16 protein-coding genes are annotated in these 15,389 nt (G+C 71.4%); 5 read left to right on the top strand and 11 right to left on the bottom strand.

All coding sequences use genetic code 11. The annotated features are described in order from the left end of the window. Positions 1-4: 4 nt before the first annotated feature. The gene (locus BUS84_RS27450; RefSeq protein ID WP_074316820.1) at positions 5-922 is read right to left on the bottom strand and encodes an NAD-dependent epimerase/dehydratase family protein; all 918 of its coding nucleotides are present in this window, start codon (positions 920-922) and stop codon (positions 5-7) included. A 137-nt stretch (positions 923-1,059) separates the two neighbouring features. Here BUS84_RS27450 and BUS84_RS27445 point away from each other — a divergent pair, with 137 nt between their 5' ends. After that, positions 1,060-1,755 (top strand): TetR/AcrR family transcriptional regulator, encoded by a 696-nt coding sequence (locus BUS84_RS27445; RefSeq protein ID WP_074316818.1) that lies wholly within the window; start codon positions 1,060-1,062, stop codon positions 1,753-1,755. A 43-nt stretch (positions 1,756-1,798) separates the two neighbouring features. Here BUS84_RS27445 and BUS84_RS27440 read toward each other — a convergent pair whose 3' ends face one another. The 6 genes from BUS84_RS27440 to BUS84_RS27415 form a co-directional block, all read right to left on the bottom strand. After that, positions 1,799-2,767 (bottom strand): NAD(P)/FAD-dependent oxidoreductase, encoded by a 969-nt coding sequence (locus BUS84_RS27440; protein WP_074316816.1) that lies wholly within the window; start codon positions 2,765-2,767, stop codon positions 1,799-1,801. 105 nt (positions 2,768-2,872) lie between these two features. Further along, positions 2,873-3,526: a rhomboid family intramembrane serine protease gene (locus BUS84_RS27435; RefSeq protein ID WP_074316814.1), complete on the bottom strand. Its 654-nt coding sequence runs from the start codon at positions 3,524-3,526 to the stop codon at positions 2,873-2,875. A 118-nt stretch (positions 3,527-3,644) separates the two neighbouring features. Beyond that, on the bottom strand, positions 3,645-4,334 hold the full coding sequence (locus BUS84_RS27430; protein WP_074316812.1) for an aggregation-promoting factor C-terminal-like domain-containing protein: 690 nt from the start codon (positions 4,332-4,334) through the stop codon (positions 3,645-3,647). Between the two features lie 277 nt (positions 4,335-4,611). Then, entirely contained in the window at positions 4,612-6,027 is a 1,416-nt protein-coding gene (gene phoH2, locus BUS84_RS27425) for an RNA 5'-3' helicase PhoH2 (protein WP_074316810.1), read from the bottom strand. A gap of 419 nt (positions 6,028-6,446) precedes the next feature. Beyond that, the gene (locus BUS84_RS27420) at positions 6,447-6,782 is read right to left on the bottom strand and encodes a hypothetical protein (RefSeq protein ID WP_074316807.1); all 336 of its coding nucleotides are present in this window, start codon (positions 6,780-6,782) and stop codon (positions 6,447-6,449) included. Between the two features lie 31 nt (positions 6,783-6,813). Then, a complete protein-coding gene (locus BUS84_RS27415) occupies positions 6,814-7,158 on the bottom strand; it encodes a hypothetical protein (protein WP_074319161.1) in 345 nt (114 codons plus the stop codon). Positions 7,159-7,422: 264 nt separating this feature from the next. Between BUS84_RS27415 and BUS84_RS27410 the strand changes: the two genes are divergently transcribed. From BUS84_RS27410 to otsB, 3 genes are all read left to right on the top strand, one after another. Further along, a complete protein-coding gene (locus tag BUS84_RS27410; RefSeq protein ID WP_074316805.1) occupies positions 7,423-7,866 on the top strand; it encodes an XRE family transcriptional regulator in 444 nt (147 codons plus the stop codon). 161 nt (positions 7,867-8,027) lie between these two features. Continuing rightward, positions 8,028-8,381: a hypothetical protein gene (locus tag BUS84_RS27405; protein ID WP_074316803.1), complete on the top strand. Its 354-nt coding sequence runs from the start codon at positions 8,028-8,030 to the stop codon at positions 8,379-8,381. A 67-nt stretch (positions 8,382-8,448) separates the two neighbouring features. After that, positions 8,449-9,273 (top strand): trehalose-phosphatase, encoded by an 825-nt coding sequence (gene otsB, locus BUS84_RS27400; protein ID WP_074316801.1) that lies wholly within the window; start codon positions 8,449-8,451, stop codon positions 9,271-9,273. A 5-nt stretch (positions 9,274-9,278) separates the two neighbouring features. On the opposite strand, the gene BUS84_RS27395 is transcribed toward otsB, so the two are convergent. From BUS84_RS27395 to BUS84_RS27380, 4 genes are all read right to left on the bottom strand, one after another. Beyond that, complete coding sequence (locus BUS84_RS27395; RefSeq protein WP_074316799.1) at positions 9,279-10,049, bottom strand: isoprenyl transferase; 771 nt, start codon at positions 10,047-10,049, stop codon at positions 9,279-9,281. Positions 10,050-10,080: 31 nt separating this feature from the next. Continuing rightward, positions 10,081-11,223, bottom strand: a complete 1,143-nt coding sequence (locus tag BUS84_RS27390; RefSeq protein ID WP_074316797.1) for an NAD(P)/FAD-dependent oxidoreductase — start codon at positions 11,221-11,223, stop codon at positions 10,081-10,083. Between the two features lie 440 nt (positions 11,224-11,663). Continuing rightward, the gene (locus BUS84_RS27385) at positions 11,664-12,524 is read right to left on the bottom strand and encodes a hypothetical protein (protein ID WP_074316795.1); all 861 of its coding nucleotides are present in this window, start codon (positions 12,522-12,524) and stop codon (positions 11,664-11,666) included. Positions 12,525-12,561: 37 nt separating this feature from the next. Next, entirely contained in the window at positions 12,562-14,406 is a 1,845-nt protein-coding gene (locus BUS84_RS27380; RefSeq protein ID WP_074316793.1) for a phosphoenolpyruvate carboxykinase (GTP), read from the bottom strand. Between the two features lie 439 nt (positions 14,407-14,845). Between BUS84_RS27380 and BUS84_RS27375 the strand changes: the two genes are divergently transcribed. Beyond that, complete coding sequence (locus BUS84_RS27375; protein ID WP_084757860.1) at positions 14,846-15,382, top strand: GtrA family protein; 537 nt, start codon at positions 14,846-14,848, stop codon at positions 15,380-15,382. The last annotated feature ends 7 nt before the right edge of the window (positions 15,383-15,389 follow it).

The raw sequence follows: 15,389 nt of genomic DNA, 5'->3' as shown, positions 1-15,389 counted from the left end.
CGGTTCAGCCGTGCAGGGCCTCGACGATGTCCTTCAGGGCGCGGTCCAGGGGGGTCGGCTCGACGCCGAGGGTGGCGGTGGCGGCGGTCGAGTCCATCAGGAAGGGGCGATCGAACTGGTAGGCGGTCTCCCGCAGTTCGCGGATGAGCGGGTTGGTCAGGCCGCCCAGCCACAGCACCGGGTAGGGCATCCGGATCAGCTTCGGCGCGGGTGCGCCGACCAGCGCCGCCGCTCGGGTGGCCAACTCGCGCATCGGTGCGGCCGGCGCGCTGGGCACGTGCCAGGCCCGCCCCCAGGCCTGTTCCTGGGCGGCTGCCGCGACGAGGGTACGGGCGACGTCGGCGATGTACGTCCAGGTGTGCGGGGCGTCCCAGTTGACGGGCAGGAAGACCCGCTGCCCGGCGAGTACCCGGGGTAGCACCATCATCGCCAGCGAGGTGCCGCCGACGCCGACGTAGTCGGATCCGCGCACCTCGGTGACCCGGACCCGACCGGCCCGGTGGGCGGCGAGCGCGTCGGCCCACATCCGGTTGCGGACCCGGCCCTTGGTGCCGGTCGCGGCCGGCGGGCTCTGCTCGGTCATCGGACCGTCGACCGGTCCGTACCCGTAGAGGTTGCCGACCGTGGCGAGCACCGCGCCGGTCCGCTCGGCGGCGGCGAGCAGTGCGCCGGCCAGTGGCGGCCAGTCGGTGGACCACCGGTGGTAGGCCGGGTTCGCGCAGTTGTACAGCGCCTGGGCGCCGGTGGTGAGTGCGGTGAGGCGTTCGGCGTCAGCGGCGTCGGCGGCGATCCGCTCGATGGCGGGGTGCTCCGGTCCGGTGCCCCGGCGGCTGACGACGCGGACCTGCTCACCCCGCTCGGCGAGGAGACGGGCGGTGGCGGTGCCGACCGGGCCGGTGCCGACGATGACGTGTAGCGACATGGGAGACCTTTCGAAGCAGGGGTGCGAATCGAGAGCACTGCTCTCTGCGCACCACCACCATGCCCGCCGGCCGGCGATCCGTCAAGAGCGGTGCTCTCGATTTTGATTGGTGCTCTGCTTCGTGGCAGAGTGATCCCATGTCCGCTTCCTCGATCCGCGCCCGCGTCCGCGCCGAGATGCTCGACGAGATCAAGGCCGTGGCCCGCCGACACCTGACCACCGAGGGTGCGAACCTGTCGCTGCGGGCCGTCGCCCGGGACATGGGCATGGTCTCCTCCGCCATCTACCGCTACGTCCCGAGCCGGGACGACCTGCTCACCGCGCTGATCATCGAGGCGTACGACGCGCTCGGCGACACGGTGGAGGCCGCCGACGGCAGCGCCGAGCGGCACGACCTGCGCGGCCGCTGGCACGCCGTGTGCCGGGCCGCGCGGGACTGGGCGCTCACCCACCCCGCCGAGTACGCGCTGCTCTACGGCAGCCCGGTGCCCGGGTACGCCGCTCCCGAGGACACCGTCCTACCTGCCCAGCGCCCCCCGCTGACCCTGGTCGGCATCCTCCGCGACGGCCTGGCCGACGGCCTGCTCGCGGTCCCCGCCGACGACCTGCCGGAGCCGGTGCGCGCCGACCTGACCGAGCTGGCCGACACCTTCTTCCCCGGGATGCCCACCGCCCTGCTCGCCCGGGGCATGGCTGGTTGGACGCAGCTCTTCGGGCTGATCAGCTTCGAACTGTTCGGCCGGTTGAACCAGACCGTCGCGCACCGGGACGTGTACTTCGACCACCAGGTCGGGCTGATGGCCGACCTGATCGGCCTGCCCCACCTGCAGTGAGCGACCGGCACGGACGCGAACCGGCCCGCGGCCGGCACCGCGGTCAGCCGGCGTCGGACGAGTGACCGGGGAACAGGTGGGCGCTCGGGTCGATGGCCACCGCCGCGTTGTTGACCGCCGTGGCGGCCTCGCCGAAGCCGGTCGCGATCAGCCGGACCTTGCCCGGGTACTCGGTGATGTCGCCGGCCGCGAAGACCCGGGGCAGGTTCGTCGCCATGGCGCTGTCCACCAGGATGTGCCGGCGGTCCAGCCGCAGCCCCCACTCGGCGAGCGGGCCCAGGTCGGCGGTGAAGCCGAGCGCGGCCACCACGGTGTCCACCGGCAGCGTCTCGGTCGCGCCACCGCGTACGGTCACCTCGGCGCCGCTCACCGTGCCATCCCCGAACAGCCGGGTGACCTCGGCGTTGACCACCACCCGCACCGGCAGCGACAGCACCCGGGCCACTGTCGAGGCGTGCGCCCGGAACTTCTCCCGCCGGTGCACCAGGGTCACCGAGCGGGCCAGCGGTTGCAGCGTCAACGCCCAGTCGAACGCGGAGTCACCGCCACCGACGATCAGCACGTCCCGGTCGGCCAACTCGGTCGGCTCGGGTACGAAGTAGACGATCCCGGCGCCGGGCGCGCTGTCGGCGCAGGGCAGCGGCCGAGGGCTGAAGCTGCCCAGCCCACCGGTGATCACGACCGCGCCGCAGCCGAGCTGCTCGCCACCGGCCAGACCGAGCACCGGCCGCTCATCGGCGTACGAGAGTTTCTCGGCCCGGGTGCCGAGCAGGTAGTGCGGGCCGAACGGGGCGGCCTGAGCCACCAGGTTGGCGACCAGGTCGCGGCCCTTGACGGCGGGGAAACCGGCCACGTCGAGGATCAGCTTCTCCGGGTACATCGCGGTGACCTGACCACCCGGCTCCGGCAGCGCGTCGATCACCGCCACCGACAGCCCTCGAAACCCGGCGTAGTACGCGGCGAAGAGGCCGGCCGGACCGGCCCCGATCACGGCAACATCGACCTCACGCATGGCGTACCGTCGCTTTCCGCTCACGGATCAACGCTTGCTGATCTCGACGGTAGGCGGGTGGCAGCGGTCGGGCAAGCACGTCCCAGAGGCGCGCCGAGGAACCGGTCAGGGCAGGCTGAGCGTGGACCCGGTGTAGTCCGAGCCGCCGACGACCGGGCGGCGACGACGGAACAGGATCGCGGCCACCACCCCGCCGAGCAGCCCGAACAGGTGCCCCTGCCAGGAGATCCGCTCGTCGGTGGGCAGGATGCCGACCAGCTGCCAACCGTAGAGCAGGCCGACCAGCAGGAAGACGGCGAAGTTCCACCAGCTGCGCTCGAAGATGCCCCGGGTGAGCAGAATGCCCAGGTACCCGAAGATCACCCCGCTGGCGCCGACCACCACCGAGTTGGGCGAGCCGGTGAACCAGACGCCGAGCCCGCTGACCAGGATGATGATCAGCGTCGACCAGAGGAAACGGCGGGCGCCGGCGGCCAGCACGAAGGTGCCCAGCAGGATCAGCGGGATGCTGTTGCTGTAGAGGTGGTCGAAGCCGTGGTGCAGGAACGGGGAGAAGAAGACCCCGTCGAGCCCGTCGATCCGCTGCGGAATGATGCCGGCGGTGGCGTCCAGTCCGAACTCGAGCCCCTGGTCGACGGCCTCGATGAGAAAGAGGAACGGGACCACCGCGCACATCGCGACGAAGGCCCGGCCGAGCGCGGCGTAGAACGCCTCGGTGCCGAACCGGTGGGGGTCGCCGCTTGCGGGGTGCAGGGTCACCCCCCAACTGCTATCAGTAAAAGGGGCTGACCGCCACTCACGTCCCGTGGGACCGGCACCCGCAACGCACGACGGCGGGACGGGGTGCCGTCGCACACCCGCCCCGCCGTCGACACCGTCAGTAGTGGCCGTTGCTCTGGAAGTAGCCCCAGGCCCCGCAGGGCGTGTCGTACCGACCCTTGATGTAGCCCAGCCCCCACTTGATCTGGGTGGCCGGGTTCGTCCGCCAGTCGTCGGCGACGGTACCCATCTTGCTGCCCGGGAGGGCCTGCGGAATTCCGTACGCACCGGACGAGGAGTTGCTGGCCTTGTGGTTCCAGCCGCTCTCCTTGGTCCAGAGCTTCTCCAGGCACGGGAACTCGGCGATGCCGAAACCCGCGTCGATCATCATGGCGCAGCCGACCTTACGGTTGCCGCTGTACTCGGCGCAGGACGCCGGAATCGGCCCGTCGTACGGCTTGGGCTTCTCCGCCGCCTTCCGCTCCGCCGCCTCGCGCTCGGCCTTGCGGGACGCCGCGGCGGCCTTGGCCTTGCGGGCGCGCTCCGCGGCCTCCTTGGCGGCCTGCGCCGCCCGGAGCTTGGCCTCGTACTCGGCGGCCCGCTGCTTGGCGAACTTCACCCGGTGGGCGGCCTGCCGCTCGCGCTGGTAGGCGAGATCGGCGCGGTCGACCTCAAGGCCGACCTGCGCGGTCAGGCCCTGCTGCTGGGTTTCGCGGTCTTCGCCCAGGTAGAAGCCACCGGCAACGCCCACGGAGAGCAGCGCGACAGCAGCCGTACGGGCGCCCAACCGGCTCCACAGCCGACTCACGAAGTGGTCCCTTCGTCGGGGGCAAGGACGCGGCGCGGCGCCGGCCACACGAGGGCCGCCAGCCGTGCCGCGAGCGCCCCGACCGGTTGCCGGTCGCGCCGACGCACCGGCCTTCGCCGATGTCGTCCATCTCGGGACGAACGATCACCAACGATTCCTCTGGTGCGTGGGCGCTCGTTGGACACCATTGCGCACAGTGAGGCCGATGGGAAACCAACCGAGCCCTTTGTGATCTGCACCACACTTAAAATGCGGACGAAAACCTACATAAGCCCCATCACAGCGGGATGTCCTCCAGTAGGTCCGTCACCATGGCGGCAATCGGCGACCGCTCCGAACGGCTGAGTGTGACGTGGGCGAAGAGCGGATGGCCCTTGAGCGCCTCGATCACCGCCGTCACACCGTCGTGCCGCCCGACCCGCAGATTGTCCCGCTGGGCCACGTCGTGAGTGAGCACCACCCGGGAGCCCTGCCCGATCCGGGAGAGCACCGTCAACAGCACGCCGCGCTCCAGCGACTGGGCCTCGTCCACGATCACGAAGGCGTCGTGCAGGCTGCGCCCGCGGATGTGGGTCAACGGCAGCACCTCGAGGATGCCTCGCGAGGTCACCTCCTCCAGCACGTTCTCGTGCACCACCGCGCCGAGCGTGTCGAAGACCGCCTGTGCCCAGGGCGACATCTTCTCCGACTCCGACCCGGGCAGGTAGCCCAGCTCCTGCCCGCCGACCGCGTACAACGGGCGGAACACGATCACCTTCTTGTGCCGGCGGCGCTCCATCACCGCCTCCAGCCCCGCGCAGAGCGCCAACGCCGACTTGCCGGTGCCGGCCCGGCCACCCAGCGAGACGATGCCGATCGACTCGTCCAGCAGCAGGTCGAGGGCGATCCGCTGCTCGGCCGAGCGGCCGTGCAGCCCGAACGCCTCCCGATCACCCCGGACCAACCGGACCGACTTGTCCGGCAGCACCCGGGCCAGCGCGGAGCCGCGCCCCGAGTGCAGCACCAGGCCGGTATGGCAGGGCAGCCCGGCCGCCTCGTCCACGTCAAGCGCCTCGCCGGCGTACAGGCGGCTTATCTGCTCCTCACCCAGCTCCAGCTCGGACATGCCGGTCCAGGTCGGGTCGCTGGCCTGGCCGTGCCGGTACTCATCGGCCCGCAGGCCCACCGAGGCGGCCTTGACCCGCAGCGGCATGTCCTTGCTGACCAGGGTCACCTCCCGCCCCTCGGCGGCGAGGTTGAGCGCCACGGAGAGGATCCGGGCGTCGTTGCTCTCGGTGCGGAACCCGGGCGGCAGCACTCCGTCGTCGGTGTGGTTGAGCTCCACCCGCAACGTGCCGCCGTGGTCGTTGGCGGGCACCGGGCGGTCGAGTCGCCCGTGCGTGATGCGCAGTTCGTCGAGCATCCGCAGCGACTGCCGGGCGAACCAGCCCAGCTCCGGATGGTGCCGCTTGCCCTCCAGCTCGGTGATGACCACGAGTGGCAGGACCACCTCGTGCTCGGCGAACCGGTGGAAGGCCGCCGGGTCGGACAGCAGCACGGAGGTGTCCAGGACGAAGGCCTGGCCGGCTGGTCGCGGCTCGTTGGGGTCGGCCGACGCGGCGGCGGCCGTACGGCGGCCCCTGGTGGCGCGGCGGGTCGTGGCAGTCGCTGCCGGGGTCTGATCGGCACCGGCGGTCGAACGGCGAGTCGTCACAGGCCTGCTCCGACGGATGGGCACCCGCCACCCGTGTTCCGCCTCCTCCGGTGCCCGGGGACACGGGGTCGGATGCGGAACCCCGTGCGCGAGGTCGCAGATCCGGGCGGACCGGCTGGCCCGGGAGAACCCCGTGCCATGCCTAGACGCTAGCGGCGGCGGACCGTCCCGGCTAGAGGGCGATCGTGGATCTCCGGAGACCGCCGTGTGAACACCACAGGCCGACGCGACGGCGGCCGGGTCGGCGCCGGCGGGCGCGGCGGAACCGGCCGGGATGCATGCCCCCTGCGCGCATCCCGGCCGGTGGGGCCACCGTCACCGGTCTGACGTGACCCCGACGGTGCGTGTTCGCCGCGGACGACGCACCGCGCTCGTGGCGCCGGTCGACGGAACCGCGCGCGGCGGCCCGCCGACCGGCCTCAGCCGGTCCGTCGGACGAGCGTGCCGGTCGGGTGCCGCCCGGTGATCGGGGCGGCCGGCGCGGTGAACGACGAGCCGGTGTAGGTGGTGCCGGGGCGGGCGACGGTGCCCGCGGAGCGGACCACGCCCGCAGGTGAGACCGACAGGGCCGAGGCGATGGCCGCCTGGGCGTCGCGCCGTCGCCGGTTCCAGGCGCCCCGGTCGCCGTCGAAGTAGCCCTGCCGGTAGCCGAAGCGATAGCCGATGCGGTAGCTGAGCTGGCCGTGCAGACGGCCGGCCGCGTAGCTGGTGGCGCCGAGCACCAGGACGAGGAAGACCGCGAGAAACGGGCTCATCGGGCGGCCCCGGCCCGGCCCGGACGCCGGATCATCGCTCCTCCGGCTCGACCGCGGTGGGATCCGCGACGAGGAGCCGGTCCAGATCGTCGGTGCTGACCTCCTCGACCAGCTCGACGCTGATCCGGCAGCCGTCCAGCACGACCTCGGCGACGGACGAGCGGCGGATCTCTCCGCCAGCGTCGTAGACCCGCACGCTCAGCTCCGGGCAGCCGAGATGGGTACGCCAGGCGTTCCACTCGGTGCGATCGCCGACGCTCAGCGACAGATAGCGGCAGCCTCGGGCGAGGTAGAGGCGCCACGGGGCGGTCAGCCCCGCGGCCACTCCCTCGGCAATCAGCCCGAAGGCCTGGGCTCGGGTGGCGAGCTCGGTCACCACACCCCCCTCGCGCCGGGGGCGTGACGCATGTGAGCACCAGTCGTCTCATGCACGTGACACACCGTAGATTGTCCCATGAGCGTGACAGTATCAGCTTTTCGTCCGTTTACCGCGGCCCCTAAGGGCATCTATTCTGCCCGGGTGACACCCCTCAACAGTGGCACTGGATCGTTTACCGGAAATCCGAAGAAGCCGTCACGTGCGCGTGACGGCAGCGTGCCCGGGCGCACGCCAACGACCGACTGGCCGTACCGTCACGGGGTGACCGAGACGGCCAATGCGCGGAAGATCGCCTTCGCCACCTTCGTCCGGCGCGCGCTCGACGAGGCCCGGGCGACACGGGCCTGGAGCGGCACCGAGGTGTCCCGGCGCACCGGCGTTTCCCGGCAGACCATCAACCGGTGGGTCCGGGGCGACTGGGCCAGCGACCCGGAGGCCGAACGGGTGGTCGCCTTCTGCGAGGGTCTGGGGCTGAACCCCGCCGCCGCCTTCGCCGCCCTCGGCTGGGACCGCACCGCGGCCGGCCCGCGCGCCGGCCAACCGGCACCGCCCATGGACCCGGACGTGGAGGCACTGCTGCGGCGGCTGGTCGACCCGAACGTGTCGGACGCGGAGAAGTTCCACATCCGCGAAACCATTCGATACCTCGCATACCGCCCTACGCTGCCGGCCGATGTCCGGAAAAGAGGGAATCAGGCCGGCTAGTTCCTCAGATGGCGAAAGAACGCCTGGTCAGGTTCATTCGTTTGCCTCCGGGGCCGGAACGGGCACGCTAGCGTCCCTATTCGTACTGCTTGGGCTCGTCGTCGGCGGGGGACGGGACAAGGCCGAACCCAGCCCTGCGGGACAGAAGGAGGGGTCTGTCCATGACCCTGAAGTGGTTGGCAGTCGTGGTGGCCACGGTGTCGATGACACTGTGGGCGACCGGCAACGTGGTGACCCTCGTGGTCAACGGCGGGCAGCTTCCGCTGCTCGTCAACCTCCTCGCGCTCACCAGCGCCGGCACCGCGGTCATCCTGGCCGTCGTGGCGGAGCTGCACGAGCGGCTGAACGACCGGATCAGCGCACTCACCGAGTTCCTGGTGGCACGGCTCAACGAGATCGAGAACCACACCGGCGATCGCAACACCGGGTTCGTGGAGGGCTATCTGCTGAGTCATGGCCAGGAGGCGGCGGTGGTGCCGTTCGGCCGTCGCGGACGAGGAGCCGCCGAACGCTGATCATGCGCCGCCGAGTGGCCCCGCTCGGCCAGGAATGAGCCCTCATCGCCGGGGTACGCTGACGCGCGTGCCGCCGTTGAATCTGGGCAATCAGCAGCCGAGGACCCCGTTGAACGCCGACCAGGCCTGGCGGATCACCGCCGGCCGGGCCGCCGGGACGGTCCTCTTCTTCGACTTCGACGGCACGCTCGCGCCCGTCGACGACGATCCGACCGCGGTACGCCCCGCCCCCGCGGCGCTGGCCGCGATCGAGGCGCTGGCCCCGGTGGTGCAGCGGGTCGCGATCGTCTCCGCCCGACCGGTGGAGTTCCTCCGGGACCATCTCGGCGGGCTCGCCGGCGTGGACCTCTACGGCCTCTACGGGCTGGAGCACAGCCACTCCGGTGGAGAGACGGTCACCGAGCCGGCCGCGCTGCCCTGGGTGCCGACCATGGCGGAGCTGGCCGACCTGGCCCGCGCGGAACTGCCGCCCGGCACGCTGGTCGAGTACAAGCGCCTCTCCGTCGCGCTGCACTGGCGTACCGCGCCGCAGCTCGGCCCGACCATGCAGCAGTGGGGGCAGGCACAGGCCGACCGGCTGGGGCTGCGGGTACAGGCCGGGCGGATGGTGCTGGAGCTCAAGCCGCCGGTCGACCGGGACAAGGGCATGGTCATCGGCGAGGTGATCCGGGAGGCCACCGGCGCCTGGTACTTCGGCGACGACGTCTCGGACATCAAGGCGTTCGCCGCGCTGCGCGCCCGAGCCGCGGCCGATCCGGACTTCTTCGGTGTCTGCGTGGCGGTGGCCAACCCGGAAACCGGCCAGGAGGTGGCGAACGCCGCCGATCTGACCATCGACTCCCCGGCTGCCCTGGGCGACTTCCTCACCCGGGCGCTGACCCACCTGTCCTGACCGGGTCAGGCGCCGTAACGACGCTGCCGGGTGGCGTACGAGCGCAGTGCGCGCAGGAAGTCGATGTGCCGGAAATCCGGCCAGTTGAGCTCGCAGAAGTAGAACTCCGAGTGCGCGGACTGCCACAGCATGAAGCCGGACAGCCGCTGCTCGCCGCTGGTGCGGATGACCAGGTCGGGGTCGGGCTGGCCGCGGGTGTAGAGGTGCTCGGCGATGTGCTCGACGTCCAGCACCTCGGCCAGCTCCTCGATGGTGCCGCCGGAGGCGGCATGCTCCAGCAGCAGCGAGCGCACCGCGTCGGTGATCTCGCGCCGGCCGCCGTACCCCACCGCGATGTTGACCTCGGCGCCGCCGCTGCGCTCCCGGGTGCGCTCCTCGGCGCCCTTGAGCGCCGCCGCGGTCTGCGCGGGCAGCAGGTCGAGCGCCCCGACGATGCGCAGCCGCCAGGGGTTGCCCTCCTCGGCCAGTTCCACCACCAGATCCTCGATGATCTTGAGCAGCGGGTCCAGCTCGCTGGCCGGCCGGCGCAGGTTGTCGGTGGCCAGCAGGTAGAGAGTGACGTGCCCGACACCAGCCTGGTCACACCAGCCGAGGACATGCTTGATCTTCGCGGCGCCGACCCGGTGCCCGTCGTTCGGGTCGACGAAGCCCATCTCTTTCGCCCACCGGCGGTTGCCGTCGCACATCACCCCGACGTGCCGGGGCACCGGCTTACCCGCGAGCTTCGCCGTGAGCCGGCGCTCGTACACGGAGTAGATAAGGTTCCGCAGCGTCATCACCTAGCAGCGTAGCGACCCGCCGGGCGGATCACCGCCTCGGAGCCCCATCCCCGCCGGGGAGTCCGATGCCGATCATGGCCAGGGTACGGGCGGTGAGCCGTCCGTCGCCCAGCCCCAGCTCGACCACATCGTCGAACACCCGGTCGTCCCGGCGGGCCGCCCGGACCGCCGCGTCGACCACCCGCCGGCGCCGCGCCAACCAGGCCGCCACCGAGCTGTGCCGCAGATGGGTGCCGAGGCGGCGACGGAGTCCGTCGGCGTAGCGGCGGGCGGCGACCTCGGGTGCGCGGGCCGCCGCCGCCCCGGCCAGCGCACCGGAGAGCAGCGCGTAGAAGATGCCCTCCCCGGTGAACGGATTGATCAGCGACAGCGCGTCCCCGGCGAGCAGGGTGCGGCCCTGGCCCGGTGCCGGCCGGTGGGTGGACAGCGGCAGGTGGTGGGCACGCAACGCGGTCACCGTCGCCAGGTCGGTGCCGGGCAGCAGCGCGGCCAGCCGGTCCAGCAGGTACGCCCGGCTCAACGGCTCACCGCGCAGCACCTCCCCGTACCCGACGTTCGCCCGCCCGTCGCCGATCGGGAACGACCAGGCGTACGCCGGCCACCGCGCCTTCGAGGTGACGATGAGCTGCTCGGACGGGCCGGGCAGAGCCGGGGCGTACCCCCGGATGGCCAGTGCCAGATGCCGGTCGGGGTTCTGCGGATGGCCGAGCGCCCGGCGCACCACCGACCCGGCGCCGTCCGCGCCCACCACCACCCGGCCGGACAACTCCCCGTCGAGCACCACCCGGTCGGCGCGCGCCTCGACCCGGCGCACGGTGTGCCGGCGCAACTCGGCGCCGGCCGCCACGGCGGCCGCCACCAGCCGCGCGTCGAAGACCTCCCGAGGCACGGTGTACGCGGGCCGGGGCAGCGCCCGGGCCACCGTTCCGCCGCCCGGCGCGACCATGCGCAGCGCGGGCAGCGGTGCGTAACCGGCCACCGCCTCGGTCACCCCCAGCTCGGTGAGCACGTCCACCGAATGCGCGGCGATCCCGTCACCGCACGCCTTGTCGCGGGGAAAGTCGGACCGGTCCAGCAGCAGCACACTGGCACCCGCCCGGCGGGCGGTCAGTGCGGCGGCCGCCCCGGCCGGCCCCGCTCCCACCACCACCACGTCGAACTCGTCGCCCACCGCGCGCCTCCCTCCCCTTCGGCGGGCGCGGCCCGTTCCCGGCCCTGCCCGGCGATCCGCCTGCGCCGCCGACGTCGGCCGCTGTGACCGACGCCACCCGTCATCCTGCCTCCTGCCCGCTCGGGTCGTCCGGCACCGAGGCACGCGATCCGCCCGGGACGCCGCGACCCGCCGAGGGCCCCTCGTGCCGCCCGGCGCCACAGCCGGTCCCCGGTGTGTACATGTCCCGGGCCCTGTAGAGCTGCCCCACGAACGGGGCACGCATTGCGCCGGAGCCTCGGACGGTCCATTTCCGGGGCAGCTCGACAGGCGCGGCAGAGACTGCCCATGAACGAGGCACCCAGGGGGCCGGAGCGTCGGACGGCCCATTTCCGAGGCAGCTCGACAGGGCGCCGGGGAGGTGTGGCAGGCCCGCACGGGAGCCGCGCGCCGCGCGGCGGTCAGGCCGGGGCGACCTCGTCCTCCGCGCGAGCGGCGCGGCGCAGGCCGTAGAGGGCGAGCCCAGCCGCGGCGACCAGCGGGGCGCCGTCGCGGATCAGGCCGTCCACGCCCAGCAGCCACCAGCACAGCGGCAGGTCCACGGCGAGTACGGCCACCGTGACGACGACCAGCAGGCCACGTGCCCAGTGCTTGCCGCGCATCAGAAACGCGGTGCAGAACAGCACCGCGTAGCTGACCGCGATCCCGGTGCCGAACCAGAACAGCACGGCCGGCACGGCGCTCAGGCGACCGTCCAGGATGGATCCCCCGGCTGCCAGCGCCGGCACCAGCATCAGCGGGCTGTAGGTGAACGCCGCCACCCGACTGGTCAGCAGCCAGCCACTGGCCTCTGGCCGGCTCGGTGGGGTCTCCCGCCAGGAGATGCCGGCCCGGTCGATCACCAGCCGCGGCCGGTGCCGGACCAGGTGCCCGGTCAGCGTCGGCGAGCGGTAGAGCAGCCAGACCACCGCCGCACAGAGCGCGGTGAGCGCGCCGAAGCCGAGCAACCCGGGCAGTGGCGGCACTCCCTGTCGGGGCACGATCAGCCGGCCGACGGCGAAGATCGTGGTGACCGCGAGGATCAGCCCGAACGGGCGGGCGACCGTACGCCCCCGTCGGACGTGCCCGATCAGCAGCAGGAAGCCGAACGAGCGCAGCATCGCCCAGCCGGTCCGCACCGCCAACCCGAAGCCCTGCTCCGGGGCGTACCACCAGTTGAGCAGCTCGACCACGACGGTGGCCGCCGCGGTCGTCGCGAGCAGGATGGTGAGCACCCGGACGGCGGACGGCCGCCGGACCTCGGTCTCGGCGGCCGTCCTCATGGGATCCGATGATGCCCGGCAGGGGCGGTGTTCACACCTACCGTTGCGGCTGCGCGGCGTCCAGGCGGGCCCGCAGCGCGTCCAGCTCGGCCCAGAGCACGCCGGGCAGCTTGTCACCGAACTTCTCGAACCACTCGGTGACCATCGGCAGCTCGTTGCGCCACTCATCCGGGTCGACCTTCAGCGCGATCCGGACGTCCTCCGGGGTCATGTCCAGGCCCTCGACGTCCAGCGAGTCCTGGGCCGGAACCATGCCGATCGGCGTCTCCACCGCCTCGGCGCGGCCCTCGATCCGCTCGACGACCCACTTCAGCACCCGGGAGTTCTCGCCGAAGCCCGGCCAGAGGAACGAACCGTCCGGGTCCTTACGGAACCAGTTGACGTAGTAGATCCTGGGCAACTTGGCCTCGTCGCCGTCGGTGCCCTTGCCCATCTCGATCCAGTGCCGGAAGTAGTCACCGGCGTGGTAGCCGATGAACGGCAGCATCGCCATCGGGTCCCGACGCACCACGCCGACCGCGCCGGACGCGGCGGCGGTGGTCTCCGAGGAGAGCGTCGCCCCCATGTAGACGCCGTGCACCCAGTCGCGGGCCTCGGTCACCAGCGGGATGGTGTCCTTGCGGCGGCCGCCGAAGAGGATCGCGTCGATCGGCACGCCATTGGGGTCGTAGTAGTCGTCGGCCAGGATCGGGCACTGGGTGATCGGGGTGCAGAACCGGCTGTTCGCGTGGGAGGAGAGGCTGTCGCTCTCCGGCGTCCAGTCGTTGCCCTTCCAGTCGATCAGGTGCGCCGGCGGCTCGCCCATGCCCTCCCACCAGATGTCCCCATCGTCGGTGAGGCCCACGTTGGTGAAGATGGAGTTGCCCCGGTCCAGCGTCCGCATCGCGTTGGCGTTGGTCTTCCAGTCGGTGCCCGGCGCGACGCCGAAGAGGCCGTACTCCGGGTTGACCGCGTAGAGGCGCCCGTCCTCGCCGAACCGCATCCAGGCAATGTCGTCGCCGATGGTCTCGACCTTCCAACCGGGGATGGTCGGCTCCACCATGGCCAGGTTGGTCTTGCCACAGGCGGAGGGGAAGGCACCAGCGATGTGGTAGACCTTGCCCTCCGGCGAGGTGATCTTGAGAATCAGCATGTGCTCGGCGAGCCAGCCCTCGTCGCGCCCCATCACGCTGGCGATCCGCAGCGAGTAGCACTTCTTGCCGAGCAGCGAGTTGCCGCCGTACCCGGAGCCGTACGACCAGATCTCGCGGGTCTCCGGGAAGTGCGAGATGTACTTCGTCTCGTTGCACGGCCAGGCGACGTCCTCCTGGCCCGGCGCCAGCGGGGCGCCGATCGAGTGCAGCGCGTGCACGAAGTCCGCGTCGTCACCCATCGCCTCGAGGATCCTGGCGCCCATCCGGGTCATGATGCGCATCGAGGCGACCACGTAGGGGCTGTCGGTGATCTCGACGCCGAACATCGGGCTCTCGGCCTCGACCGGGCCCATGACGAACGGGATGACGTACATCGTGCGACCGCGCATCGAGCCGCGGTACAGGTCGGTCATCGTCCGCTTCATCTCGGCCGGCGCCATCCAGTTGTTGGTGGGGCCGGCGTCCGCCTCGTCGACGGAGCAGATGAAGGTGCGCTCCTCGACCCGGGCGACGTCCGAGGGGTCGGTACGCGCGTAGAACGAGTTGGGCTTCTTCTCGGGGTTCAGGCGGATCAGGGTGCCGGCCTCAACGAGCTCATCCGTGAGGCGGCGCCACTCCTCGTCGGACCCGTCCACCCAGACGACCCGGTCGGGTGTGGTCAGTTCCGCGACCTCACGGACCCAGGCGAGCAGTTTCGGATGGGACGTCGGGGCCTGATCGATACCCCGCACAACAGCCGGAGCAACCATGACACATCTCCTTGTGGTCGACGCTGACCGATCTATGGGATGCACGAGTCTCAGCGGCGCGATGCGTCGCCTTCGTGGAAACCTGGGATTGGGCTCAGCGTAAACCGGGCAGCCTTCCGAGTCAGTGGGACTGGTTGTGAAGAACTGCACAAGGTACGGCTACGCTGCGGCATTGGGAGCTGATACCCGCTTTCCCGCGCAGTTTCACGCAAATCTTGTTGTGCACCCCGACCGACGTGAGTTGCGGTCGGGCGGCGGACCGGCCCCGCCGACCGGTGCGTGGATTCCCGTTCCGGGGCGCGTCAGTCCTCCCGATTGGCTACGCTGCGTTCAACAGCGACACACCTGACGCAAGCCCGGCACGAGCGACCACGCCTGCTCGCCGTTGCTACCCCGCTGACTGGTCGCCAGCCGGTAGGCTCGGCCCGTGGCCGCCACGATGACCGGGGAGCAACCGGGTCCCCGGCAGACCCGACCGGGTCTGGTCCGGGCGCTGCTCGACCGCTTCGGTCACCTCGTCCGCGAGTTGAGCAAGTTCGCCACGGTCGGCGGGATCGCCTTCCTCATCGACTTCGCGCTGTTCAACTACATGACGACCGTGCGTGGCGTCGAACAGGTGACGGCGAAGACCATCTCCACCATCATCGCGGCCACCTTCGCCTTCGTCGGCAACCGGTTCTGGACCTGGCGGCACCGCCAACGCAACAACCCGGCCCGGGAGTACGCGCTCTTCTTCTTCTTCAACGCCGTCGGCCTCGGCATCGCGGTGGCCTGCCTCGCGATCAGCCGGTACGGGCTCGGCGCCATCTGGCCGGACGTGTTCCAGACGACGCTGGCCGACAACATCGCCAGCTTCATCGTCGGCACGGGTCTCGGCACGCTCTTCCGATTCTGGTCCTACCGGCGGTTCGTCTTCGTCGAAGCGGGAACCCAGTCCGTTCCGCAGGTGAAGCACGACCGAGACCACGGGGCGTGACCTGCCG

It is taken from the genome of Micromonospora cremea (genome assembly GCF_900143515.1).
Taxonomy (GTDB): Bacteria; Actinomycetota; Actinomycetes; order Mycobacteriales; family Micromonosporaceae; genus Micromonospora; species Micromonospora cremea.
Note: the sequence above shows the minus strand (reverse complement) of the source record. Positions and strands in the feature narration are given on the sequence as shown.

Excerpts from the sequence above, each read along its gene's own strand:
- BUS84_RS27375 (WP_084757860.1), top strand. The coding sequence starts at position 14,846 with ATGACCGGGGAGCAACCGGGTCCCCGGCAGACCCGACCGGGTCTGGTC.
- BUS84_RS27395 (WP_074316799.1), bottom strand. The coding sequence starts at position 10,049 with ATGACGCTGCGGAACCTTATCTACTCCGTGTACGAGCGCCGGCTCACG.
- BUS84_RS27420 (WP_074316807.1), bottom strand. The coding sequence starts at position 6,782 with ATGAGCCCGTTTCTCGCGGTCTTCCTCGTCCTGGTGCTCGGCGCCACC.
- BUS84_RS27445 (WP_074316818.1), top strand. The coding sequence starts at position 1,060 with ATGTCCGCTTCCTCGATCCGCGCCCGCGTCCGCGCCGAGATGCTCGAC.
- BUS84_RS27450 (WP_074316820.1), bottom strand. The coding sequence starts at position 922 with ATGTCGCTACACGTCATCGTCGGCACCGGCCCGGTCGGCACCGCCACC.
- BUS84_RS27385 (WP_074316795.1), bottom strand. The coding sequence starts at position 12,524 with ATGAGGACGGCCGCCGAGACCGAGGTCCGGCGGCCGTCCGCCGTCCGG.
- BUS84_RS27405 (WP_074316803.1), top strand. The coding sequence starts at position 8,028 with ATGACCCTGAAGTGGTTGGCAGTCGTGGTGGCCACGGTGTCGATGACA.
- BUS84_RS27380 (WP_074316793.1), bottom strand. The coding sequence starts at position 14,406 with ATGGTTGCTCCGGCTGTTGTGCGGGGTATCGATCAGGCCCCGACGTCC.
- BUS84_RS27440 (WP_074316816.1), bottom strand. The coding sequence starts at position 2,767 with ATGCGTGAGGTCGATGTTGCCGTGATCGGGGCCGGTCCGGCCGGCCTC.